The organism is Saprospiraceae bacterium (assembly GCA_016713025.1).
In the GTDB taxonomy this organism is placed as follows: Bacteria; Bacteroidota; Bacteroidia; order Chitinophagales; family Saprospiraceae; genus OLB9.
This window is the reverse complement of record JADJPZ010000004.1, coordinates 3,104,067-3,129,836: the sequence shown is the minus strand read 5'-3', so window position 1 is coordinate 3,129,836 and position 25,770 is coordinate 3,104,067. Positions and strand designations below refer to the sequence as shown.

Sequence of the window (25,770 nt, the reverse complement as noted above, 5' to 3'; positions counted from 1 at the left end):
ATGAAATGTAATTGATTTTTTCCTGAAAATTTTTCCCTACCTTTACCACCACAAAAAATTTGGAATAGTAAAACAGAAAACCAATAACACAAAACTAAATAGGGTCTGCTGAAAAAGTAGCATCACTCAATTTTTATAAAGCTAGTGGTGTGGTTAATTGTTCAAAAAACAAGCGATAGTGAACATGAACGTAGTGTAGTGCAAAGCACCAAAGGCGTGTAAGCCTTTGACGAAGTGAACCGCTAGCGGATGGGCAGAAAAAGTGCGTCTATTGCCAATGATAAATATTTGATGTAAAGGACAGATAATCAAGGCAATAGAAAAAGCATTTTGACATGAGAGAGAACGTTGCTTCGCAATCGCCTTTTTTTGAACTAGCGTTTTTTGGTTACTTTTTTTCTGGGTAAGCATTCCAAAGGAATATGTGAGAGCAAAAGATGCAAAAAAGTGACTGCCGTCCGCATAGGACAATGTTAAATCAAAGTGCAAAGGTTTTATTCACAATAAATTAAAAACCTTGCACTTGTGTAAAATTATAATTGAATAAAATATTGAAATTCAGCAACATATAAAATATTCAGCAAACACTAAATACCAGCAATATAACTCTTTCATCCCATGCCATTAAAACTGATACCAACCACTCCTAAAATATCGCTCAATGCGGCCTTTCTAAAGGTGAGACCACTACGTAGAGATATAGATAACTTTAGGGCCAATCTCATCAACTTGCTAGATAAAATAGACGAGGCCGAAAGGGAAAATAATCAAAAAACACATGTCAGGGACTTTTGGTCAATACCTATTATAAAGGCAAAAACGAAGTCAACTCTAAAAACACTATTGATCAGGTCATTCATATCGATAGTAGTAATAAATCCAATGTAGGTGTCATCATAGAAACTAAAAGACCTTCTAATAAGACAGAGTGGATATCCGCTGACAAACCCAATAGCAAGGCACTGCAAGAACTCGTCTTGTATTACATGCGTGAGCGAATAGAAGAGCGTAACATCGATATCAAACACATCATTATCACCAATATCTACGAGTGGTACATCATCGATGCAGCGTATTTTGAGAAGGTTTTTTATGGCAATAGTAATTTTGTAAAAAAATATGAAAAGTGGCGCGATGGTCAGAACGTCAACTCTAATACCAATCTCTTTTACACCGAAATCGCAAAGCCTTTTATCGATGAGATTGATGAACAAATACCTTGTACCTACTTCGACATTCGTCACTACGAACACGAACTGCGCAATGCAGACAAAGAAGATGACAGCAAGCTCATAGAACTCAACAAACTATTGTCTGAGTACCATCTATTAAGAGTGCCTTTTGCCAATGACAGCAATAGTCTTGACAAACGCTTTTATACTGAACTATTGCACATCATCGGACTCACGGAAACCAAGGAAGGAGCAAGAAACTCATAGGCCGACACAAAGATGGGGAACGTCATTCTGGTACGATTCTCGAAGATGCCATTATACAGATCGAAGCAGTAGATAAGCTCAGCCGCATTAAGAATGTATCACAGTATGGAAGTACGAAAGATGAGCGATTGTTCAACGTAGGACTCGAACTATCCATCACGTGGATCAATCGTATCTTATTTCTCAAATTGCTTGAAGGCCAATTAGTCTCCTATCATAAAGGAGACAAGGCATATCTTTTTCTCAATACCAAAACGATCAAAGAATACGACGATCTCAATACGATCTTCTTTCAGGTGCTCGCCAAAAACCATGACGAACGCAATAAAGATGTAAAATCCATCTTTGCGAAGGTCCCTTATCTCAATTCTTCGCTATTCGAGCCCACAGAACTGGAGCAGGAGACCATCTTGATCAGCAACCTACGGGATGAAAAGACCATGCCCATCCACAGCCAGACAGTACTCAAAGATACCAATGGTCAGAAGCGAACAGGCACGATCCGATCACTCCAATATTTATTCGAGTTTCTGGATGCCTATGATTTTGCCAGCGAAGGCACAGGCTCAATACAAGAAGACAATAAGACGCTCATCAATGCATCGGTACTGGGCTTGATATTTGAAAAGATCAATGGTTACAAAGATGGTTCGTTCTTTACGCCGGGCTTCATCACCATGTATATGTGTCGTGAGACCATACGTCGGGCGGTAGTACAAAAATTCAATGAAGCCAAAGGCTGGGCGTGTAACGATATCACCGATCTGTACAACAAGATCGAAGACCGCACCGAAGCCAATAACATCATCAATAGCATCAAAATCTGCGATCCTGCCGTAGGCTCGGGCCACTTTCTCGTCTCCGCGCTCAATGAAATGATTGCTATCAAAAGCGATCTGCACATCCTGCAAGACAAAGATGGCCGGCTGCTTCGTGGATATCGTGTCGAAGTCATCAATGATGAGTTGTCCATTCGTGACGAAGAGGGCGATCTATATGCTTATAATCCGCGCAATGCCGAGAGTCAGCGCATACAAGAGACGCTATTTCATGAGAAGGAGACCATCATCGAGTCATGTCTCTTTGGTGTGGATATCAATCCCAACTCGGTCAAGATATGCCGCTTGCGTCTCTGGATCGAGTTGCTCAAAAATGCCTATTACAAAGCGCCGGATGTCCTGGAGACTTTACCTAATATTGACATCAATATCAAATGTGGCAACTCGCTCATCAGCCGTTTTGCGCTTGATGTAGATATGTCAGAAGTATTCAAGAAGAAGGAGACGACAGTACAAAAATACCTGCTCGCTGTCCAAGCTTACAAGGATACCAATGACAAAGATGCCAAGGCCGAGACCAAGGCCTTCATCGATAAGCTAAAGGCAGAATTTACGACGACGCTCTATGCACGTGACCCTAAGAAAGTCGAGATGAGCAAGCTACGCGGTAGGATATCGCTGATCGACAATGCAGCAGAGATCGGTGATCTGTTCGGTAAGCTCGATGACGTCAATATCATCAAAGACCGCGATAAGCTACAGAAACAACTCGACAAACTCGAAGCCGAGGTCGCTGAGCAGCAAAGTGGTAAGTTCTATGATGATGCCAATGCCTTCGAGTGGCGATTTGAATTCCCGGAAGTGCTCAATGATGAGGGTGATTTTGTAGGTTTTGATGTGGTGATCGGGAATCCGCCGTATGGGGTCGAATTTAAACCATCTGAAAAGATATTTATTAAGTCAAATTATTATTCTATGGAAGGTGATTTTGACTCTTATATTTACTTCATTGAAAAAACATTTTCTCTTATAAAATCAAATTCAAGGTTATCTTTTATCGTCCCTAATAATTTACTAATTCAGAAATTTGGAAAAAAAATAAGAGAACTAATCTTAAAGGACTACTCAATTGAATTTATAATAGATTTAGGATTAGGTATCTTTGAAGAAGCTGTAGTTCCAACAGCTATAATAATTTTAAAAAAGGAAATAACAGAAGACTCAATTGTAAATTTTTTATTTAGACAAACGGATTTATCACAAGATTATCAAAAAATTAGCCAGAATATATTTAAAAATAATGCTAATTTGGCTTTTAATATACAAGTTAATCCAGTAGAAAGAAGTCTTATTAATAAGCTAAAGAAATCAAGTATTGAACTAGGCAAGATATGTGAAATTAAAATAGGAATTGAATGCACTCCAAATTACATTAATGACAAACCAATTTCGGAAAATAGTAGACCGCTAGTACGCGGAAGAAACTTCCATCGATATTCTTTACAATTTGAGAAAGATTCTAAGTATGTTGAGTACCGAAGAGAATTATTACATCGTGCTAGGGAAGAGAGATTGTTCCTTTCACCAAGAAAAATTATTATTCGTCAAACGGGGGATTCTGTAGTTGCCACTATTGATGAAAATAAATTGTATGCCTGGAAAAGTGTATTTGTACTACTTACGGATGAGAGAATCTATCATTTAAATTTTTTACTTGCTTTACTAAATTCAAAAGTAATTGATTTTTACTATCAAAAATTGGTAGGCGAAGGAGGTAGGGCATTTGCTCAAGTAAAGGGAGTGAATTTAAACTTATTACCAATAAAGGCTATACCTATTGAAGAACAACAATCTTTCATTAAAATAGTAGGTATAATACTTGACCTGAAAAAAGAAAATCCAGATGAAGATACAACACCAATAGAAGCCCAAATCGACCAATTGGTATATGAGTTATATGGCTTGACGGAAGATGAGATAAGGATTGTGGAGGGGAAGTGAGTAGCGAAATATAATCAAAATTAATTCAAATTAAAATGAAACATTTAATAATTATTTTTCTTTTGTGTTTAGCAAATTTATTATATTCTCAAAGGCAAATTGCTGACGTATTTTTACAAAACACAGTATTATTGAAGTATAAGAGTGGAGGCAATGCTTCTGGTGTTATAATTATTGACACAATGGAATTGATATTAGTCACTGCCAAACATTGTCTTATAAATGAAAATAATATTGTCATCGATACCAGTATGACTTTAATATATTACCCTGGTACTAGTTTGACTTCAAAGCCTGATTCTCTTAGTATAAATTTATCAAGTTTGAATAAATCAGGAAAAGTAATAGTTCATCATTCTCATGATATTGCCATTATCAAACTTGCATCGATAATATCTAAAAATAAAGATAAAGTTTATCTTATGTATTACGATGGTGTTGTAAAGCATAATGTAAATCCTCCATCACCAATAACTTTTGCCAATATATTTGATATTAATCAAACAAAATTAGGTGATGAATGTATGGTAATTGGATTTCCGTCTTCATTAAGAAATCAAAGTTCCAATGAGAAGTTCGATTTTAATAGACCTTTACTAAGAAAGGGCATAATAGCGGGAATAGATCCTGACAAAGGTACCATTGTTATAGATGCCCCTGTTTATCAAGGCAATAGTGGGGGTCCAGTAATTCAAGTGCCATCGGTCGCTGGAGAAAGAGTTGGGTTAATTGGTATTGTTTCGGGAACGGTAATACATGAGATTAAAAACTATGATCAATATTTTAGGACAATTACCTCAATAAATCTTACGAATTCAGGTTATTCTATCATAATTCCAATTGATTACGCCAAGGAGTTAATCAAATTTTCTAGAAAAAAATGAACAAAGTTTTATTCCATTGAACCAATTGGTATATGAGTTAAATGGCTTGACGGAGGATGAGATTAGGATTGTGGAGGAAGGAGAATTAATATTAAATTCATTTTTAATTATGAAATATGTAGATGTTAAAAATATAAGTGGATTTATTCCGAAATTAAAGCTACTTAAGAGAATTCATTTCCAAGTGGTTGATATACCTGTTACGGGTGATGCTCCAAAAGATATCATCAAAGCCTACTTTTATAAAAAAGGTGAATTAAGAGCATCAAAGTCACATACATATATTGCTAAAGTGGGTCACAAGCATTATCCCATTGAATCAATTACTGAATATTTGCTCAATAACCTTGGTAATTATTTCGGAATGGAGATGGCAGAATCAGAAATAGCAGCGATTGCTTATCCGCATAACACGCAAATTAGATTTTTCAGCAAATATTTCCTTAAGCAGGGAGAATTACTAGTTCATGGTGCAGATATTTATGCAGCTTACTATAATGATGATACCATAATAAGTCAGATAGAAGCACAGAAAATGGAAAAGGATTTAATAACAGTACAGGAGGCGATAAAAGCCATTTTATACTCTTTTCCGAATAATCCTGAAATATTAGACGCTTATTGCAAGTTATTATTATTTGATGCGTTAATTGGTAATAATGACAGGCACTTCTATAATTGGGGATGTATAAAATCCATTTCAACAAATTGAGTAAGGTTTTCGCCTATATATGATACTGCCCGAGGATTATTTTGGAATACTTCTGATATAGCTTTGAGCGATTGGCTTAAAAACACTAATACTAAGAATTCAAAGCTTAACAAATATATAGAGGATTCTCAGCCAAAGATAGGGTGGGATAATCATGCTAATATTAATCATTTTGATCTTGTGAAGCTGCTTTATCAAAGTGAAATAATGTTGAACAAGTTAGAAATAAGAACTTTTTTTGACAATTCATCGTTAGAAAATGCAATAAATATGATTAAAAAGTCAGATATTAGTTCACTTTTAACAGATTTTAGGTTGGAACTGATCGAAGAATGCTTAGCTTTGCGATTCCAAAAACTTAGAGACATTACCCATGCTTGATCGAATAAAAAAGATATTCCAATTACTATCTCTTCATGATGTAAAATCTGAAGATGAAAAGAAGGAAGATGGTACAGAATCACACATTTTCGTTCTTATGTATAACAATTTACCTATCGGTGAATTGCGATTTGATGGTAACGTTTGGTACTTTTCGTATACAAAGATGTTTCAAAATCAATCCAGTATTGATACTATTCCCACCTTTCCCAATAAAAGTAAGGAATATAAATCAGAAGTATTATGGCCTTTCTTCCAAGCTCGTATTCCTAGTTTGAAGCAGCCGAAAGTTCAAGAGATTATTCGTCGAAAAGGAATCAAAGAAAACGATTTAATTTCTTTACTAAAGACTTTTGGATTAAGAAGTATTAATAATCCTTTTGTATTACAATAAGTTTAAGAAGCCAACTTCTTGTTATATGATGTAACGAAAGGAGAACCAAGCAGAGATAGCTGAAGTATAGTCTCTAATACACAGTTCTGTTAAAATTATTGATGAAAGTGTCCTTAGTGCATCTGTTACCAACAATTTTGATCTTAGTGCAACAGTTCAGTCTGATTTTGTTGATGAAGGCATCCTTAGTGCACCACTTGATTTCGACATTGACAATGATATTGAGCTTAGTGCACCAGTTAATGAATCCTTAGTGCACCAGCTACCCAACGATATTCAAAACGAGTTAAAAAAAATTACCGCAAAGGGTTCTGAATCCTCAGATTATTGAAGATGTTATTATTAAAATTTGTTATCTTAGACCATATAAGAGTAGTGAAATTGCTGGAATTTTAGGTAGAACCGACAAATACATCTTGAGAACATTTACTTCACCAATGGAAAAAAAGGGTATATTAGAGTATGTCTTCCCAGATATGCCTAATCATCCTGACCAAGCATATAAAACAAAAATACAATAATGATCTATATAAGGCTTGTAATACATCTTTAGACTAAAATTAAACCATTTAGAGTTTAAAGTTTATTGCACATTGCGCTGAATGGTTTTACAAAGGGCGGAGATTAGGATATTGGAATAAAATGGAAAACCATTGCAAAACCATAAAATTTTTTCATAGCCCACCGTTTAAACCGTGGGCTATGAAAAAATCGTATATCCCAACCGTCTTAACTTAACGGTTTTATATTGTATATTTTTGTTACTTTGAAGCATTAGAATTGTTTAAAATCCATAAATGACTCGCAGGTTATGACAAAATCAAAAAATTCTAATCGACTTTATAGCCTATTCAGCACAAAAGTGAATTTAGTAATCAAGACCCTGATTATTTTCCTATTCTTATTTGTTATAGAATATTTTATATGGACCCAATTAAATTACCACCATAAACCAAATGAACTTGCTTTGGGAAATTCAATAGCCTTTCTAATTTTTATTGGACAGATCAAGTTTAATGTTCGGTTATTTAATTTTCAAAAAGAAAGGTAAAGTGAACTAAATAAGGCGATTAATTTGATGCCAGGTTCATAATACATTGATTTTAAGGCAATAAAAATTTAAACAATCTTAACTATTATCCTCCCAATTTTTCACATATATAATAGATGAATCTTACTTTTGCATCTTAAAATATAAAAATGAGTAAAGTCATCAATCTATCTGATTTCTCTAAAAATGCTGAAAATATTTATTTAGAATACATGACGGCATTATGGGACGAACATGACTTATATTGGCAACTATCCAATGGCGGGTTTGCGCTTTGGTATGTGTATGTAGATGCAGGCAATAAGATACAGAAAAGTGAGTTAAAGACAATTGCAGCAGCTGTCAATCTTTTGATCATTGAGTACAACAAAAATCGTATTCTGGAAGAAGGTCATGTACTATTCCATGATCATCTCCTATTACTATCTACCTACTACGAAATCAATCCTAGCGAGATCACCGCGATGGCTGTAAAACTCAGAGTCAGTATGATGAAAGTAGGATTTGACCAAACAGAATTGGAGTGGGACGAAGCAGAGGATGATGAATTATACGAAGATGACGATCTGGACAATGAAGAGATTACACCTGAGATGCTTAAGTCCGGAATGGAGATCATGCAAACTCAATGTAATCTTCAGGTGACCATTGAGTTTGGAAGTGACACACCTATTACCAAAGACCAATGTGCTCAAGTAATCACAGACATGCTGGAAGATAATAAATCAAATGTTACCACTAAATTATACACCATATCTGACAATGAAAACTTCATCACTTTTAGCATAGATTGCCAACTTGGGTTTATTTTCCTTTTTATTGAAATTATGAAAAATCAGTATCAGCTTACCCCAGAATTTGTGTTAGTCCGGAATATAGATGAAAATGCATATGAACCTGAAATGCATTATGCGAGCTTTATGCAATTTTATAGAGACATGGTGACAGATGGTTTTGAAGAAGAAGATGATGAATATTTTTCAAATTATATGGAAAAATACTCGGGACTTTCAGCAGAAGAACGCAGATTGCAAAATCCCAATGCACGAGATGATGATGAATATGCCGCCATTGCACTTTTTGATTTGCCACAAGAAGAAGGTATTGCAAAAGCAGAACAAATGCTCAAAACAAATCCGCACAACATCGAAGCCCACATATTGAAAGCAGGGTGGGAAGGAGATTTGGAAAAAAGAATAGATATGCTCCTGGATATAACCGATGTTAACAATCTTGACTATGATTATAAGCGGATACAAAAGGATAAAGTGTGGTGGAAGGTATCGCATACCAGACCTTTCATGAGAGCAAAATACTTACTTGCAAAGACTTATGAAATTGGTGGTTATTTGGATGATGCCTTGGATGGTTACAAAGAAATCATAGATATGAATCCTGATGACAATTTGGGTGGTAGGTTCGAAATGATGAGAATATTGTATAAATTAGGTGATAAAAAAGCTATCGTATCTCTTTCAAATACATTTCCCAATGAAGTTGATGAATATTTTTCATTCGCAGCAGTATATGGGACATTCATGAAATATGGCAAATCGTCCAAAACGGAGAAAAAAATCATATTCAGTGTGCAAGCAAATTATTATCTGGCTTGCGCCATCGCAAAGTTAGATGATAAACCCTTTCATGAAATATTTGCTTCTTCCATTGATGATGATGATGATTTACTTTTAGAAAATAGTGAAAACTTTATGGCTGATATCATGACATTATTTAAGAATACAGAACTGGTCAAATATTATCGTAAAGTGGTACAAGAATTGTTGAATCGGATAGGTAATTAAGAGTAAGTTTAAAATATCCCATTCATTGGGAGTGTAAGAAAGATTGTGTAAACTAGTATCAAGGAGTTAGGCTTCCATCTGTGGGGGGTACCCCCCACAGATGGAAAATTTTTAATATGTTTGTGCGACCAAGTACAGACACATTTTTTAACCTAACAAATTTAATAGTTATGCAAAGTAACAAATTTAATCTTAATCTCTCTGAATTTCTTCAGGATGTCAAGTCTCTTAATGATTTTGACAATGTTATGAATGGTCTTTACAAAGATGGCATTCAAGAACTTTTAAAAAGCTGAACTAAGTCATCATTTAGGCTATTCAAAACACTCGCCCGATGGGATTAATTCAGGTAATTCCCGGAATGGGTCTTATAAGAAAAAGATACGCACTACACAAGGACAGGTAGAGTTGGATATTCCACGGGATCGTAACGGTGAATTTGAGCCTATCATTGTTCCCAAGGGCCAAACTACCACTGAGAAAGTAGAATCTGTCATTACATCTCTTTACAGTAGAGTGTATGAGCACTGATGACATAACAGCTCAAATTCAGGAAATTTATGGCTTAGACGTTTCTAAAACCTTTGTTTCAGATATTACAAACAAAATGATTCCGGCTATCCAGGAATGGCAAAACAGACCTTTGGATAATACTTATTACATCGTTTGGATGGATTGTATTTGTTTTAAAATCCGGCAGGATAATAAAATCATCAACAAGAGTATTTATATCGTTATAGGACTGAAAACCAATGGGATCAAAGAAGTTTTGGGCATCTGGATGAGCGCCAACGAGTCTGCCGCGTTTTGGCTTTCTGTCTTAAATGAGCTCAAAGACAGGGGCGTTAAAAAGATGCTCATTGCATGCACTGACAATCTTACAGGATTCACTCAGGCCATTCAAACTGCTTTCCCCGATACCGTATCCCAGCTTTGTATCGTTCATCAAATCAGAAACTCTATGAAGTTTGTCCCATGGAAAGATAGAAGGGCCTTCCTGGCTGATTTAAAAACTGTTTATGCCGCTTTAAATATGGAAACTGCTCTCATTGCTTTTGAAGCTTTTAAAGCAAAATGGGGGTCTAAATATGCCTATGCCATTAAAAGTTGGGAAGCAAACTGGTCAAATCTATCTCCCATGTTTCAGTATCCTACTAACATTCGTAAAATTATGTATACCACTAATACCATTGAAGGCCTCAACAGAGCCATCAGAAAATTTACCAAAACCAAAACACTTTTTCCAAATGATCAGGCAGCCTTGAAATCTGTATATCTTGCTATTCAGCAAATTCAAGTTAAATGGACAATGCCAATTCATAACTGGCATATTACTCATAATGAAATTTTAATTATTGTTTATTCCTACCAAGCTGACCCATCAAATGGCGCTCAAGCTGACCCCCTAAATGGCGGCAAGCTGACCCCCTGATTTATAAAAGGTAAAAAAGGTCAGTGCCGAATTTGAAGTGGATAATTTAAATTACGTTGTGTCCAATTTATAAACTAATAAAATTGGATATGGCATTTAAACCCACAAGAATGAATCAGGTAAAATCTATTTTAAAAGATGTATTGAGCGGAGAGACCATAAGGAAAACCTCCCGGATATATGGAGTATCTAAAAATACTGTTAAAAAGTATCTTGCTATTTTCAAATTATCAGGCGTAGATATTTCGCAGATGGACCAAATGTCGGATGAAGCATTTCATCGGCTCTTTTATGAACAGCCATCGTCTGATAGCCCGGAGTATTATAGGAATGAAAAATTTAAAGAGTTACTTCCCTGGATTATAAACGAATTAGGCCGTCATGGTGTCACCAGAGAAACAATATACAAACAATATATAGTTGATTATCCAACCGGATATAGTTACAGCAGGTTTTGCCGTAAATTAAAGGAATATCGTACCATCAATGAAGCCACTATCCGCATAGAGCACAAAGCCGGATATCGTATGATGGTAGACTTTGCCGGTAGTAAAGCACAGTGGGTAGACGTAAGGACTGGCGAAGTACATCACTGTGAAGTACTGGTGACCACACTTCCATTTTCATCCTTCACACATGTGTATGCTGTACCTAGTCAGAAACAATCAGATTTTGTCATAGCCATCAACGAAGCCTTGAAGTATATAGGAGGGACGCCTTCGGTTTTAACGAGCGACAATCTAAAAAGCTATGTAGCCAAGGCAGACAGATATGAGCCAAAGTTTACAGAGTTTTGTAGCCAGATGGGGGCATACTATACGATGGAACTAGATGCCACCAGAGTAGGCAAACCCAAGGATAAAGCCAACGTAGAGCGCCATGTAACCATCGTTTACAATCATATTTATGCGCCGCTCAGAGATCAGGTATTTCATTCATTAGACGAACTTAATGCCGCTTTCCGCAAACAGTTAGATGAACTCAATAATAAAAAATGCAGGGCAAGGCATACAGCAGACGTGAGCGGTTTGAACAAAATGAGAAAGAAAATTTACGTCCCTTACCATCTTCAATGTTTGAAGTCAATAAAAGTACCATAGCAAAAGTGCAAAGAAACTATCATGTCATCGTGGGAGAGAATAACCATTATTACAGTGTGCCATACCAATACATAGGCAAATCAACTCAGATCATATATACCAGTCACAGCGTAGAGATCTATTGTGGTACAGAACGTATCGCTATACACAAAAGAGACTACAGAGAATATGCCTATTCTACCCTGGCAGCTCACATGCCGGAAAAACACATCAGATATCAAGAACAAAAAGGATGGGATGCCGCCTATTTTAAGAAAAAGGCATCAGAGATCGGGCCTCACACTTTGTGGGCGGTACAAACGATCCTTGACTCAAAACATATCGTAGAGCAGACGTACAATGCATGTTTGGGTATCCTTAGGTTAGGCGATAAATATGGCAACGAAAGGCTCGAAAATGCTTCTAAAAGAGCGGCTGCAGGTCATCGGGCGACATACGGGATCTTACAAACCATCCTCCAAAACAATATGGATAAAATAGAAATCCCAATCAATGAACAAGAAAAAGAAGATCAGAAATTACCGGCACACGACAACCTTCGCGGGCCAGTCTATTATTCCCAATCAACCCTGCAATTTATCACTTAACGAAAATTAAATCATATTTTTTATCACCAAATATTTATCAAAAATGAATACACAAGCAACATTGCAGCAGATGCAGAAACTTCATCTTACAGGCATGGCGTCAGCCTACGAAAGCATATTGAAGCTTCCCGCAGATGCACATCCAGACACGCATGAATGCATCGGTACAGTCATCGATGCAGAGTGGCAACACAGAAACTTTACCAAGTCGCAAATGCTGCTAAGACTAAGTAAACTCAGGTACAAAGCCAGCTTACAAGACATAATATACAACTCAGAAAGGAATATTAAAAAGGAAAGTATCGCTTTGATGTCCGACTGTTCTTTTATCGAAAGAGCCCAGAATGTCATCATCACGGGAGCTACCGGCAGCGGCAAATCTTTCCTGGCTTGTGCACTCGGCAATCAAGCTTGTTTACATGCTTATCGCACCCTATACTTCAATATGAATCGATTTACCGAACAACTATCGCTAGCCAAACTCCAGGGCACTTACATTAAATGGCTTAACCAATTAAAAAAGCTGATCTCATCATTTTGGATGACTTCGGACTACAGCAGCTCGACCAAAATGCAAAACTTGCTTTACTACAAATGCTCGAAGACAGGTATGATTATAAATCTACCATCATCGTCTCGCAACTCCCTATAGAACATTGGCACTCTTTTATAAACGAACCAACTATTGCAGATGCCATACTGGACAGAATACTTGCAAAATGCTTCAATTTTGACCTGAAAGGTAAAAGTCTGAGAATAAAAATTTAGCTTTGTATCCCACTTCAACTAGGGGGTCAGCTTCGCGCCAATTAGGGGGTCAATACTGGGAGAATATACAATTATCTTTGAGGATAATTTGATTCAGCCATAATTCTTTGAAGTTTTGTTTACACAAAATATTTTACAGCCTCAATATAAATGAAAAACATGTTCTTTATCCTTGCTTTCACCTTAATTCATGGACTCATCTCCGCTCAATGCTTCATCCAATACACCTACGACGCATCAGGCAATAGGATCGAACGGAAGTATGTAGGTGGCTGTGATAGACCTGTAGTCAAGGGTACACAGGCAGAAATGAAGCCTGATACCATCCAGATGACTGAGACAGAAACCCGTACAGAGCGCATACGGCAGGATATGGACGGGCAGATCACTCTATTTCCAAATCCTACAGAAGGGTTATTTACCATTCGTCTTGACAAATATGAGCCAACTTGGGTGTATAAACTGACATCTCTATCGGGTCAGTTATTGCAACAGTCTTTAGTTACCGGGCCACAAGTAATCTTAGACATCGGTAGTATGCCAGCATCACCCTATTTATTTGTCATCAATGACAGTGCAGGTCAAATCATTTACAAAACGAAAATTATCAAACAATGAAATGAAAATGAAAGCAAAATTGTGGTGCCCGCCTCGCCAGCAGGCAGGAAGCTTGTCAGGCGGGCACAAACAAGGTTTTAAACATCAGAAGCGTGAGTTCGGTAAGACCAATTCCATGCCGAAGGTGAAACGGCACGATTTATGACCATTAAAATTTATTTAAAAAATATAAAAAAAACGCATGAAAACCTTATCCAATCATATCCTAAATTTTATAGAGATGAACAAATCACTTATTACTATTTTTACTTTAGCCATCATCATTTCGTATGGGATGAGCTGTACTGCACAAGATGATAATGGTACCATTACCATCATTGAGTCAGAAAAATACAAGCCTTGCTGTGGCACGCCTTCCGAAGTGTCCAGAGAAATCATACCCGGTATAAATATTTTCATACCCAACGTCTTTACTCCCAATGGAGATGGTATCAATGATCTTTTTTATCCAGTGGTAGATACTTCCTTGGTGCCTAATGGCAGTGTATATAACTTTACAATATATAATTCCAATGATGATAAAATCAAAAGAATTGTTTTTAGTAGGGATTGGATCAATTACCTAGACATTAAAAATTATGGATTTGACGGTCAATACTTTGATTCTGATAAAAATGTGAGGAAAAAATGGGATGGTCAGTTTTGGTATCAATTTAGCATCAACATAGATGGAAAAGGACAGTTTGATTTTAGAGGATCTGTGTGTAGTATAGTATGCGATGAGGAGTCTGCTATTTTCAGAGATAAAAAAGGATGTTTCTTTCCTGCACAAGTTACCAAAGACAAAAAAGGTGATAATAAGCTCAGCAACAAAGAAACGGATTGTTTTAAATAGAAACTTCTTTAGGCGTAGGTTGGACCGCTGTCCGTCACAGATGGGGTGATCTCTTTGTCACCATGGCTGTGCTCCGATTGGGGTAGGATGCACTTTTTGTATAACACTAACCATTCCTCCACCCTTCCTCACTTTTTTGAAGTTTATGCATCACTCCATCCTCATCCTGTATCCCATTGACATAATCAATAAGGTCATCGTCGCCAATCAATAGTTGGGCAGCAGTGGCATCAGAATCAAATTCATAAGGCCCTTGCCGCCAGAATGCTTCTTCGCCGAGCGTTTCATTTACCCAACGCATCAATGTCAATGTGCCAAATATACAATGATATTGCAGGTGATCTTGTATCGACAATTGCCAGCCGGTACAGGTCTTGTCTTTGTGTTTGTGATATACAGGTATAAACTTTATTGGTCGCAAAAAGGCCAGGTTCAGAAATTTTTGATTGAAGATTTGACTGATTTGATCAGCCTTTTCCATAGTGAGATCCGGATGACCGAAAATCTCAAATGGCCTGGTAGTGCCTCTTCCTTCGCTTAGTGTAGTGGCTTCCCAGAAACATTGCCCCGGATATACCATCAGTGATTCTGATGCAGGTAGATTGGGTGAAGGCATGATAAACCGAAAATATTTTGTATCAAATGCCACCTTATGTATGTCGATAGAAAGCTTGTTGCTTTTGATGTACCTTTGGCATAATTGGCCGGTACTCATTCCATGCCGGTGAATCATTCCTGAAGTGCCCAGAAAAGATGTATACTCTTCCTGTATGATGGTACCTTCTATCCTTGACCCGGCAGGATTGGGTCTGTCTATGATCAAGACAGGCATTCCTGCATAATAAGTGTCCAACATCCTGAGCAAACTCATCATATGAGTACTGTAGGTATAATACCGCACTCCGACATCAAAAATATCTATAACTACCAGATCACAATTTTCTGCCATGTATTTTTCAGCACCAGTGACATGCATTCTTTTATTGTACAAAGAGTAGCATTGAACACTTCTGTACTTAACATTGTCCACATTTTCCTGATCCTGCATTTCTGAAAACAACCCATGCTCGGGGAGCAGGAGACAATGCAATTTTCCTTCGTCAGCTATCAGATCAAACAAATATCTTTTTTTACCAAAATCATAAGATGTCTGATTGCAAAGCAGACAGATTTTGGATGACTTTTGGTATATTTTATGATCAAATAAAGCTGAAAATGACATAAACCAATGATGATCAGTATCTCCAGCTTTTCAGATCGACACCTTTTGGGGCGGTTTTTACCATTTCTTTGGTCCATTTTGGTATGAACATGCGGTGGTACCGAAGTCTTGATATGGCGTTGGGTTGACTGTGATCACCATTCCAGCAATGTTCGGCGCGGTCGCCATAATCCACTTCTCCGTCATAATAAGGGTCATTGGTGGATTTTAGAAATTCCTCTGTGAGATATACTGCATTGTTGAGATAATAATTGTCCATATCACCGCAGTAAATCCTGACTTTTCCTTTGAGTTTTTGTCCTATTTTTGGCCAGTCGCGTTTCATGATGTATGTAAGGTCAAAATTTTCTTTCCAATGCTTGGCAACAGTAGAATCAATGTCACCCGTCACTTTGTCCCAGACTCTTGCAGGATACCCTTCTTTGTCCATGGGTGAATACGTCGCCTCCCAGATATCCCACTGCTGACCGGATCTTGATTTATCACCCAGTACAAGTTCTCTGTAGTTCATCTCCTGAAGTGTGCTGTTGACATGTCCCAGATAATCTCTGTGTCCGGGTCTTGGAGTTTTTTTATGTTGACTGTCCAGAAAATAGGCATTTTTATCTTTATATATATCTACTACAGTAAATGCTCTGAAGTCTATAGGATCAGGACACGCTGCAAAACAACCATTGTACTCATCAGGATAAAATACCTGAGCCGCAAGTGCTTCCCAGCCACCCGTAGAGCCTCCATACATAAATCTCGCCCATCCTTGCCCGATGCCACGGAATTGTTGCTCTATATAAGGGATCAATTCATAAGTGATAGCATCTCCGTACGGTCCCTGACATGCAGAATTGACAGCATAAGAATCATCATAATATGGGGTAGGATGTTGGATTTCTATAGCGATAACTCGTGGAAAATCCGGTCCGGACCAGATCTTATAGAAATCGTATGCTTCCTGCTGTTCTATCCGGTTATAGCAGTCGAGTTTAAATCTGTCACTATATTGACAAGGTATCGTTGTGTCAGGTGGTGTAGTCCTCCATCCGGAAAAATCGTCAGGAAAATGTCCGTGATATATAGCGAGCGGGTACTTGACATTTTTGTTGGCATCCCAGTCTTTCGGCAATAAAACATGCGCTCCCAGGTAGATATCTCTGCCCCAAAATTCAGACAAAAGTTTACTTTTAAACTTGATATGTTTTACCCATTCAGTATCCTCAGGTTCTTTGATTTTTGGGATGATTTTATTCAGATTGATTGAAATTTTGCTTCCGGATATTAGCGTAATTTTAACTGGTGTACTGTACAGGTTGCCAGGCGCCTGATTCCACTGCTGGCCCTCGCCGCGATCCATCGGCAATTTGACAGTTTGTCCTGTGGCCAGTTTAAATGTTTCATATTTGTGTAAGAGCGCCTGGACATAATACTCACCTTCGGGTACTTCACTCATTGCTGTATAAGGATAACCAAATTCTTCCCCGGTAAACTCTATAGTTTGTCCTTTTGTCCAGTTTTCGATGTTTTTTCCAAATGCTATTTTTGTTTTTGGTCCATCGGAAATTTCGAATCTTGGTTCTTTATCCGGATTGTCGGAAAGCATTAATATGATCCTGCCATCAGCTATACCGGCACTCAAGGAGTCAGGAATGGTGATAGAAAATGTGAATTTGTTTTTTTTAGTGCCTGAATTGGTACATGCACCCAGGAAAATCAAAATTACCAGGAAATAAAGGAATGATCTCATAATATTGTTTTGTTTTTGATTAAGAGTATTTGTAATAGAATGTAAACATTATTTTTTTGCAAAAACCACCAACTCATCCACAAAAGTCCATGCAGTACCGCCATATGCGGGATGCCAATGCGGAAGTGTTGCTGATGATGTAACATTGATCTTTATTTTTCTGACCTTTTTACCTGATGTCACAAAATTAAAAGTTTTATTGACTTCTTCATTTTTTTGATCTCCATGTATGCCAATGGCTGAAGTTGAATTTGGGTTGCCATTCATATCATAAGTGGTGCATGTGACTTCTTTCGGGTGCAAAACCCAGCTATTTGGAAGATACAAAGTTGATATTTGGACAGAATCAATATCCTTACTTTCTCCGAGATCCATGTTGATTTCAAAGTCTAAGCCTTCCCAGCCCAGCCAATGTACTCTATAGTCATTGCTGCCATGTACACCATTGGTCAGGAGGGCAGGACTTCCGCCACTGTATTTTGTCGCCGGCATAGGTTTAAGTGTAACATTTTTGCCGAATGCCAAATTGCCTTCTTTTTTAATCTGTAAAGTCCGCCTGCCGGATTGAATATATGCTGCAGGAGTAAGACCACTTTCATTGACATTTTTTACACCGTTATAGGTGCATATGTTTGAAAAGTCATCCACTATCTGTGACATTTCAGGTTTCAATATCAGATTTTCACCTTTGATACTATAAAATCCTCTTGGACCAAACATATCTGATTTTCCTATTTCCATCATAGCATACATCAATGGTAGTCTTGCAATTTTTACATGGTTTAGATGTTCAGCATGGTTTGAAACGCTTTTTTCAGCTTCATCAAACCATGCATTATATAATCGTACATTTTCTGCTGAAAGGAAGGAGTTTTGATGTGCTGTCGGGTGACCGTAGATGTCCAGAAATTCTCCGGATTTGATCAGTTCACTTTCTGTTTTATCAATATACTTTCTGATAAATGGCGCTGCTTTCCCATAATATCCATGCAGAAAATCATTGATCACAGAATCTTTGTTGACCTTAGTATCCCACAGCAATTTCGAAATCAAGTATGCCTTCAACTCTGAAAAAGCATGCCCTTTGCCTACATTGGATTGCTGAAACTGGATTTTTGCATCATTGTCATAAAAAAACCTGATATTTGGCTTCAGTACATGAAAATTGGGAAATGGTGTGATTTGATGCGCAAAATCTACTGTGTAATCCCACAGAAAAATATGATCCGTGATGGCAGACCAGTCTTTTATATCCCTGACAAATGAAGCTGATCCCGGATCTTCAGCAATGGCCTTGCTTCTGTTGAGCTCGATGGTACAGAGCATGACCTGGACATTTTTCCTTGGTTTGGTGACAGTTGGTGCTTTTCGTGAAAACTGATATGCCAGCGTTGAAATCACTTTATTCGGAAAGGTATCTGCAATTGCATTTATAAATCTGATGAGTGGTCCGGATGGTGCATTTTCTTCTTTGATGACAGCACTGCATTGATCACACGAGCAATAAAATGGATTGTCATTCTGACTTACTGACCATAGATTTTTTTCAGGCTGTTTGCTCATTTCCAGCCTTAGTTTTCTGATGGTAAGCCTTAATACTTCAGGATGCGACATACACAATTGATCTCTGGTGCGTTTTCCGCTGACCATAGAAAAGTATTCCGGGTGAGTGTCAAAATATTCATCAGCAGGTACTAAACTATGAAAAGTATGCACAAAATATCCTTTGGGAAATTCTTCAGATATTTCATTGGTCATGAGCCAGTCTCTGTACTCTTTTGATTGATGGACATAGTCACCATTGATGATTCTGATGTGGTTGTCAGGTACTAAATATTCATTGATTTTAGGGATAGAAATTTGATTTTTTTTGGGAAAAACGCTGTAGTGAGGTGCATACAGCCTGCAACCCAGATATTTTCCCAGGAAATGGACTACCCCATGGACAGCACCTCGTTTATTTCCTCCGTAGATGATCAGATTTTTTTTGTCAGCAATGATATAAAAGCCATCAGGATGTGGTATAGCAAGCTTTCGGGTTTTCGGAGAAAAGGGCTTTGTGCTGATGATGATACTTTTGTCAGACTTTATAGATGATTTCTCTTGTATAGGTAAAGTGACACCTGTCATAGAGTCGATAACCTTTTGCATGAGCGTTGCCGCATCGCGTTCCTGACTATTGTTTTCAGACGGGATGATGATAGTAAAATCTGTCTTTCCATTGGTTACTAATGACATCTGACTATACATAGATGAGTCTGAAAAAAGAAGGAAGGCAAAACAAACTTTTAAAACTGTTTTCATGGTGATTTAGTTGGAAAAACAAAGTTAATCATAATTATCTGATGTATTCAAAATAGTGTATGCAAGTATGTATAACAAATTGCACTTTTTCAGTGTTCTTCTTAATAAACGGTAAAAACGTGGTTGAATTGGGTGGGTCGTCTTGCACCTTTGGCGTGACAACATCTTCAGAGCCTGACGAGCCTTGGCGTATGAATGAGCCTGCCTGCCTACCTACGGAGGCTAGGGTTGCAAGGAAGTTTTGTGGGTACATAAATATGCATTTTCAAAAAAATAATAATTTTTCTCAGCCAAACTTAGAGTATGTTTAAATTTTTATTGCCTTAAAATCAATATATTTTGAAGTCAGAACCATAATCTATTGATTTACAACTAAGAAAAATTTTAAACATACTCTTATTTTCCTTTATTTTACAAATTTTACATTTATTTTTAGCTTAAAATTTAAAAATTAGCTCCAATTCTAAAATATGAAAAAAGTAATTCTAGTAACAGCACTTTTATATCAAGCATTTCTGATAATGTCTCAACAAAGCACATACTGCAATCCTATCAACATTGACTATGGTTATACTCCTATTCCCAATTTTGCAACTCAAGGCAAACATCGGGCAACTGCTGATCCTGTAATCATCAATTTCAAAAACAAATACTTTTTGTTTTCTACCAATCAATGGGGATATTGGTGGAGTAATGATATGTTACAATGGAACTTTATCGAAAGGAAGTTTCTGATACCTAAGAGGCACGACCATTTATATGATGAATTATGTGCTCCGGCAGTCTTCGTAATGAAAGATACAATGTATGTAGTTGGATCAACTCATGGCAATACTTTTCCTATATGGAAAAGCGGCAATCCTACTAAAGACGAATGGTCTATTGCAGTGGATTCTCTTCGTGTCGGCGCTTGGGATCCTGCTTTTTTATACGATGAAGATGTTGATAAACTATACTTATATTGGGGTAGCAGTAATGTTTATCCGCTTATGGGTACACAAATCAATACGACTACACTTCAATCAGAAGGTTATGTCAAACCATTATTAGCACTACAGCCTGAAATTCACGGTTGGGAACGATTTGGAGAGTACAATGATAATGTTTTTTTACAACCTTTTATGGAAGGGGCCTGGGTCACTAAATACAAGAATAAGTATTACCTTCAGTACGGAGCACCGGGTACAGAATTTAGTGGTTATGCAGATGGGGTCTATGTAAGTGATCAAGCTTTGGATGGCTATAGTTACCAAAAACACAACCCTTTTTCTTACAAACCCGGAGGTTTTGCACGTGGGGCAGGACATGGAGCCACATATCAGGACAACTATAATAATTGGTGGCATGTTTCAACAATATTCGTATCCACAAAAAATAATTTCGAAAGACGCTTGGGCATTTGGCCTGCCGGTTTTGACAAAGACGATGTCCTCTTTTGCCATACAGCATACGGAGATTATCCATCATACTTACCCCATGCTGTTAAGGATAATGACTTTACAAAAGGTATTTTCGCAGGATGGATGTTACTAAATTATCAAAAACCTGTACAAGTTTCTTCTACGCTCGGGGGCTTTCATGCCAATTACATGGTGGATGAAGATATCAAGACTTATTGGAGCGCAAAATCCGGAGCAAAAGGCGAATGGATACAATCAGACCTTGGCGAAATATCAACTGTCAATGCTATACAAATCAATTACGCCGACCAGGACGCAGAATTTTTGGGTAAAACTAAAGGCAAATACCACCGATACATCCTACATACATCGATTGACGGCAAAATATGGCAAAAAATAATTGATAAAAGCCAAAACTTAACTGATGTCCCCCATGACTATATAGAATTACCAAAACCAATCCAAGCCAGATATGTCAAACTTGAAAATATCGCCATTCCATCCGGCAAGTTTGCTATAAGCGGATTCAGAGTCTTCGGCAAAGGTGGCGGTAAAGCACCTCAAAAAGTGAAAGGATTCGTTCCTCTCCGTGCTTCTAAGGATAACTATGGCAACCGTATGTCAAGCTGGATGAAGTGGTCTCAAAATCAGGATGCTGATGGCTATGTGATCTACTTTGGCAAAGAAAAAGATAAACTATATGGCAGTATTATGGTTTATGGCAAAAACGAGTACTATTGGACCGGAATGGATGCACCCGATAGCTATTACTTCCAAATAGAAGCCTTCAATAACAACGGTGTCTCAGAGCGATCTGAGGTAATTTTTTGTGAATAAAGTGTTTTGTTTTCTAAAAAAAGTACTGTTTAGGTATGACCAATTTCAATCAAAAAACGCTAATTTCCCCTTGTTTGTCGTACCGCGTCAAGCTATGATTGAAGTTCCTTGCTACGATGCGGTATTGGCAGGCATTTTGCCTGGGAGTGTACAAAAAAAGGTCAATATATCTAGTTTGTAAATACCTAAAAATGAAAAACAATATTTACTTCTTAAAAGATTGACATCACTATCAGGACAGTTGTTTCAGCAGTCTTTTGTTTCCGGGCCACAGGTTATCATAGACATCGGTAGTATACCTGCATCCCACTATTTATTTGCCATCTATGGCAGTGCAGGTAAAATCATTTACAAAACGAACTTCATCAAACATTGAAATGAGCAAGAAATAAATGAGTGAATAAATGTGAAAACCCACACACCCTAAAAATTGTGTGGCTTTTGTATGATATATACCCTTATCTTTATTTAGGAGATAAAAGTATTTTTGTGGGCTTGGGTTCTGGTTGATTTAGGATACTAAATTATCATAAATTCATAAAAAATAGGATTGCATTTACAAATTGCGACTATCTGCCTTTGCCACAAATAGGTGTACAAAATTAAAAATTGCGTAACTACTCAGGTATAAAAGCATAAAAATAAAGTTGTAAAAATACAAAAAGAGTTATAACTTTGTACGACCAACCTTAAAGTATTGATATAGAACTTGATTTAAAATCAAGAAAATATCGAAAATTTATCTTCCATATTAGTTTTAGTTGAGCAGCTTCGCCAAGAATTGGTCGAGGTAAAAGAAGAATTACGTCTTACCAAAGAAGAATTACGTCTTACCAAAGAAGATAACGAAAAATTAAAGGCAAGGATAATAGAATTGAGTCATAAAAAGAATAGCTCAAACAGTTCACTTCCTCCTCAACGGATATACAAAGAACAACAAAAAGTCTCAGACAAAAAAGTGGCAAGAAAACAGGAGGCCAAACTGGTCACGAAGGAACTACATTAGAATTTCACTCTGAACCTGAGGTAATTGATCACATTGACCAGACGTGTCCAGTATGCGGAACAATTTATATCGATGTTCCAACATTGAAAGAAAGGCGACAAGTCTTAGACATACCGCCCATTGCCATACAAACATATGAGCATAGGGTGTACGAAAGACGTTGTAGTTGTGGAGCTTGTTGTGTCAGTTCTTTCCTGACCATGTAAAGAGTCCGATAAGTTATGGTCGAAACATTGAGACATTATGTGGATACTTTTCAGCCAGACAGTATGTGAGCGTATCCAGAATACGAGAGATGTTTGCAGACGTATTCAATCTAAACATCAGCGAAGGAACAATTGTCAATAAAATAAAGTCTTTGGCACAAAGATGTATGCCACAGTATGAAGAAATACAAAAGAGGTACAACAAAGTAGCTGTGTGGGAACAGATGAAACAGGAGGCAAGGTAAACGGTAAGTTGCGATGGTTGTGGGCATGGCAAACAAGATTAGTCACCTTTATAGTAGTTTCATCAAATAGAGGCTTTGAAACTATTGAGAAGTACTTTGGCGAAGGATTTGTTAATACTATATTGGTCCATGATTGCTGGAAGGCACACTTCATCATAGGGGCAAAAGGACGTCAGATATGCCTAAGCCATATACTTAGAGAATTACAATACTTTATTGAAAAGAGAAATAAATGGGCTTACGAGTTGACTAAATTAATATGGAAAGCCTTGGCTCTAAAAAAAATAATGCTTACAAATGCTGAAGCCAACTATGAAACACAAATCAACCAAATTGAAAAAACACTAAACCACATACTGAATAAAGAGATACATTCCAAAGATAAAAAACTACATACTTTACAAAAAAAAGACTAAACAAACACCAACAATATCTACTTACTTTTCTAAAAGTAATGGAAGTACCACCAGACAACAACTTTAGCGAACAAGCCATCAGAAACGTAAAGGTAAAACTCAAGGTTAGCGGTCAGTTTAGGTCAGACCAAGGTGCTTCATATTATGCAGTCCTAAGATCAGTTATTGATACTGCTATAAAAAGAAATCTAAACGTTCTCCAAGTATTAGCTAATGCTTAACTTTGTACCTGAGTAGTTACAAAATTGCATTATCTTTGTACCAAAGATGTGTCAGATGTCATTAACAGATAAATATATCAATCCGTTTACAGATTTCGGTTTTAAGCGGCTATTTGGTTCGGAGCCCAATAAGGACCTATTGATAGATTTTTTAAATCAGCTGTTACCGCCTCATCATAAAATTGCTGAATTGACCTATGCAGACAAGGAACAATTGCCCTTGACGGATTATGAGCGAAAAGCCATCTTTGACATCTATTGTACCAATGCAAAAGGAGAGCGATTTATCGTAGAAATACAAAAAGCTAAGCAAAATTATTTTAAAGATCGCAGTGTGTACTACTCCACTTTTCCGATACAAAAACAAGCTCAAAAAGGGGAGTGGGATTATCAACTTGCGGCTGTCTATACGGTTGGCATATTAGACTTTGTATTTGACGAGGAAAGAGATAACGGAGAAGTGATGCACTTTGTCCAACTAAAGAATCAATAAAACCAAGTGTTTTATGATAAGCTTACCTTTATCTACCTTGAGATGCCCAAGTTTGTCAAAACAGAGGCAGAGTTAGAAACTGATTTTGACAAATGGATGTATGTCTTTAAAAATCTGCATAAATTGGACAAAATACCCACACGCATACAAGGGAAAATATTTGAAAAATTGTTTGGAGAAGCAGAACTGTCAAAACTAAAACCCACAGATATGATAGCATATGAAGAGAGTTTAAAAGTATATAGAGACTTAAAAGCAGTGACTGATACTGCCTATGAAGATGGGTACAAAGAAGCAGAAAATGCATACGTGATCAAATTAGCAGAGGAAAGACGCCAAAAGGAAGAAGAAAGACAGCAAAAGGAAGAGGAAAGACGCCAAAAGGAAGATGCCATATTATTGTTACTTGCTTCTGGGATGACACCTACACATATCTCCGAAAAATTGAATTTGCCCTTAGAATATATAGAAAGTCTAAAAAGTAGTTGATACCCACACGCATACAAGGGAAAATATTTGAAAAATTGTTTGGAGAAGCAGAATTGTCAAAACTAAAACCCACAGATATGATGGCATATGAAGAGAGTTTAAAAGTATATAGAGACTTAAAAGCAGTGACTGATACTGCCTATGAAGATGGGTACAAAGAAGCAGAAAATGCATACGTGATCAAATTAGAAGAGGAAAGACGTCAAAAGGAAGAGGAAAGACACCAAAAGGAAGAGGAAAGACGCCAAAAGGAAGCCGCTTTAGAAAAGCAAAAGGATGCAATAGTATTGTTACTTGCTTCTGGCATGTCATCTATACATGTCTCCGAAAAATTGAATTTGCCCTTAGAATATATCGAAAGTCTAAAAAGTAGTTGATACCCACACGCATACAAGGGAAAATATTTCAAT

At 37.2% G+C, this 25,770-nt stretch carries 18 protein-coding genes and 5 pseudogenes; 20 read left to right on the top strand and 3 right to left on the bottom strand.

Translation table 11 applies throughout. From position 1 onward, the window contains the following. The first annotated feature begins 618 nt into the window (after positions 1 to 618). The 11 genes and pseudogenes from IPK35_19660 (at position 619) to IPK35_19610 (ending at position 14,783) form a co-directional block, all read left to right on the top strand. Positions 619 to 4,219: pseudogene (locus tag IPK35_19660) on the top strand (N-6 DNA methylase). Positions 4,220 to 4,254: 35 nt separating this feature from the next. Continuing rightward, positions 4,255 to 5,103 (top strand): trypsin-like peptidase domain-containing protein, encoded by an 849-nt coding sequence (locus IPK35_19655; GenBank protein MBK8055423.1) that lies wholly within the window; start codon positions 4,255 to 4,257, stop codon positions 5,101 to 5,103. 16 nt (positions 5,104 to 5,119) lie between these two features. Then, positions 5,120 to 5,815: a HipA domain-containing protein gene (locus IPK35_19650; protein ID MBK8055422.1), complete on the top strand. Its 696-nt coding sequence runs from the start codon at positions 5,120 to 5,122 to the stop codon at positions 5,813 to 5,815. Between the two features lie 373 nt (positions 5,816 to 6,188). Continuing rightward, positions 6,189 to 6,590 carry a HipA N-terminal domain-containing protein gene (locus IPK35_19645; GenBank protein ID MBK8055421.1) on the top strand — a complete coding sequence of 134 codons (402 nt, stop codon included), beginning with the start codon at positions 6,189 to 6,191 and terminating at the stop codon, positions 6,588 to 6,590. 1,200 nt (positions 6,591 to 7,790) lie between these two features. After that, positions 7,791 to 9,443 carry a hypothetical protein gene (locus IPK35_19640; protein MBK8055420.1) on the top strand — a complete coding sequence of 551 codons (1,653 nt, stop codon included), beginning with the start codon at positions 7,791 to 7,793 and terminating at the stop codon, positions 9,441 to 9,443. Positions 9,444 to 9,613: 170 nt separating this feature from the next. Next, positions 9,614 to 10,800, top strand: a pseudogene (locus IPK35_19635) (IS256 family transposase). A 164-nt stretch (positions 10,801 to 10,964) separates the two neighbouring features. Next, positions 10,965 to 11,975, top strand: a complete 1,011-nt coding sequence (locus IPK35_19630; GenBank protein ID MBK8055419.1) for an IS21 family transposase — start codon at positions 10,965 to 10,967, stop codon at positions 11,973 to 11,975. Then, entirely contained in the window at positions 11,948 to 12,562 is a 615-nt protein-coding gene (locus IPK35_19625; protein MBK8055418.1) for a hypothetical protein, read from the top strand. Before IPK35_19630 ends, IPK35_19625 begins: the two co-directional genes overlap by 28 nt. 43 nt (positions 12,563 to 12,605) lie before the next feature. Beyond that, a pseudogene (locus tag IPK35_19620) lies at positions 12,606 to 13,330 on the top strand (ATP-binding protein). A 159-nt stretch (positions 13,331 to 13,489) separates the two neighbouring features. Further along, entirely contained in the window at positions 13,490 to 13,948 is a 459-nt protein-coding gene (locus IPK35_19615; protein MBK8055417.1) for a T9SS type A sorting domain-containing protein, read from the top strand. A gap of 220 nt (positions 13,949 to 14,168) precedes the next feature. Next, positions 14,169 to 14,783, top strand: coding sequence for a hypothetical protein (locus IPK35_19610; protein MBK8055416.1), 615 nt, complete (start codon positions 14,169 to 14,171; stop codon positions 14,781 to 14,783). 106 nt (positions 14,784 to 14,889) lie between these two features. Here the strand turns inward: IPK35_19610 and IPK35_19605 are convergent, their stop codons facing one another. From IPK35_19605 to IPK35_19595, 3 genes are read right to left on the bottom strand one after another with little or no spacing between them, the layout of a single operon-like run. Then, positions 14,890 to 16,005, bottom strand: a complete 1,116-nt coding sequence (locus IPK35_19605) for a DUF1343 domain-containing protein (GenBank protein MBK8055415.1) — start codon at positions 16,003 to 16,005, stop codon at positions 14,890 to 14,892. Between the two features lie 13 nt (positions 16,006 to 16,018). Further along, positions 16,019 to 17,743: a hypothetical protein gene (locus IPK35_19600; protein MBK8055414.1), complete on the bottom strand. Its 1,725-nt coding sequence runs from the start codon at positions 17,741 to 17,743 to the stop codon at positions 16,019 to 16,021. A 48-nt stretch (positions 17,744 to 17,791) separates the two neighbouring features. Then, positions 17,792 to 20,047, bottom strand: a complete 2,256-nt coding sequence (locus IPK35_19595; GenBank protein MBK8055413.1) for a DUF4838 domain-containing protein — start codon at positions 20,045 to 20,047, stop codon at positions 17,792 to 17,794. A 470-nt stretch (positions 20,048 to 20,517) separates the two neighbouring features. On the opposite strand from IPK35_19595, the gene IPK35_19590 reads away from it, so the two are divergent. From IPK35_19590 to IPK35_19550, 9 genes and pseudogenes are all read left to right on the top strand, one after another. After that, a complete protein-coding gene (locus IPK35_19590) occupies positions 20,518 to 22,284 on the top strand; it encodes a discoidin domain-containing protein (GenBank protein ID MBK8055412.1) in 1,767 nt (588 codons plus the stop codon). A gap of 220 nt (positions 22,285 to 22,504) precedes the next feature. Next, the gene (locus tag IPK35_19585; protein ID MBK8055411.1) at positions 22,505 to 22,660 is read left to right on the top strand and encodes a hypothetical protein; all 156 of its coding nucleotides are present in this window, start codon (positions 22,505 to 22,507) and stop codon (positions 22,658 to 22,660) included. 405 nt (positions 22,661 to 23,065) lie between these two features. Further along, positions 23,066 to 23,290 (top strand): hypothetical protein, encoded by a 225-nt coding sequence (locus IPK35_19580; GenBank protein ID MBK8055410.1) that lies wholly within the window; start codon positions 23,066 to 23,068, stop codon positions 23,288 to 23,290. After that, complete coding sequence (locus IPK35_19575) at positions 23,209 to 23,496, top strand: IS66 family transposase zinc-finger binding domain-containing protein (protein ID MBK8055409.1); 288 nt, start codon at positions 23,209 to 23,211, stop codon at positions 23,494 to 23,496. Before IPK35_19580 ends, IPK35_19575 begins: the two co-directional genes overlap by 82 nt. Beyond that, a complete protein-coding gene (locus IPK35_19570) occupies positions 23,466 to 23,741 on the top strand; it encodes a hypothetical protein (GenBank protein MBK8055408.1) in 276 nt (91 codons plus the stop codon). Before IPK35_19575 ends, IPK35_19570 begins: the two co-directional genes overlap by 31 nt. Then, positions 23,711 to 24,157, top strand: a complete 447-nt coding sequence (locus IPK35_19565) for a transposase (protein ID MBK8055407.1) — start codon at positions 23,711 to 23,713, stop codon at positions 24,155 to 24,157. Before IPK35_19570 ends, IPK35_19565 begins: the two co-directional genes overlap by 31 nt. After that, a pseudogene (locus IPK35_19560) lies at positions 24,148 to 24,378 on the top strand (transposase). Before IPK35_19565 ends, IPK35_19560 begins: the two are co-directional and overlap by 10 nt. Positions 24,379 to 24,433: 55 nt before the next feature. Then, positions 24,434 to 25,360 (top strand): annotated as a pseudogene (locus IPK35_19555) (PD-(D/E)XK nuclease family transposase). A gap of 35 nt (positions 25,361 to 25,395) precedes the next feature. Next, positions 25,396 to 25,737 (top strand): hypothetical protein, encoded by a 342-nt coding sequence (locus tag IPK35_19550; protein ID MBK8055406.1) that lies wholly within the window; start codon positions 25,396 to 25,398, stop codon positions 25,735 to 25,737. Positions 25,738 to 25,770: the final 33 nt, after the last annotated feature.

Coding starts and splice junctions, on each gene's coding strand:
- IPK35_19655 (MBK8055423.1), top strand. CDS start 4,255: ATGAAACATTTAATAATTATTTTTCTTTTGTGTTTAGCAAATTTATTA.
- IPK35_19595 (MBK8055413.1), bottom strand. CDS start 20,047: ATGAAAACAGTTTTAAAAGTTTGTTTTGCCTTCCTTCTTTTTTCAGAC.
- IPK35_19645 (MBK8055421.1), top strand. CDS start 6,189: ATGCTTGATCGAATAAAAAAGATATTCCAATTACTATCTCTTCATGAT.
- IPK35_19605 (MBK8055415.1), bottom strand. CDS start 16,005: ATGTCATTTTCAGCTTTATTTGATCATAAAATATACCAAAAGTCATCC.
- IPK35_19590 (MBK8055412.1), top strand. CDS start 20,518: ATGAAAAAAGTAATTCTAGTAACAGCACTTTTATATCAAGCATTTCTG.
- IPK35_19615 (MBK8055417.1), top strand. CDS start 13,490: ATGTTCTTTATCCTTGCTTTCACCTTAATTCATGGACTCATCTCCGCT.
- IPK35_19640 (MBK8055420.1), top strand. CDS start 7,791: ATGAGTAAAGTCATCAATCTATCTGATTTCTCTAAAAATGCTGAAAAT.
- IPK35_19610 (MBK8055416.1), top strand. CDS start 14,169: ATGAACAAATCACTTATTACTATTTTTACTTTAGCCATCATCATTTCG.
- IPK35_19630 (MBK8055419.1), top strand. CDS start 10,965: ATGGCATTTAAACCCACAAGAATGAATCAGGTAAAATCTATTTTAAAA.
- IPK35_19625 (MBK8055418.1), top strand. CDS start 11,948: ATGTTTGAAGTCAATAAAAGTACCATAGCAAAAGTGCAAAGAAACTAT.
- IPK35_19600 (MBK8055414.1), bottom strand. CDS start 17,743: ATGAGATCATTCCTTTATTTCCTGGTAATTTTGATTTTCCTGGGTGCA.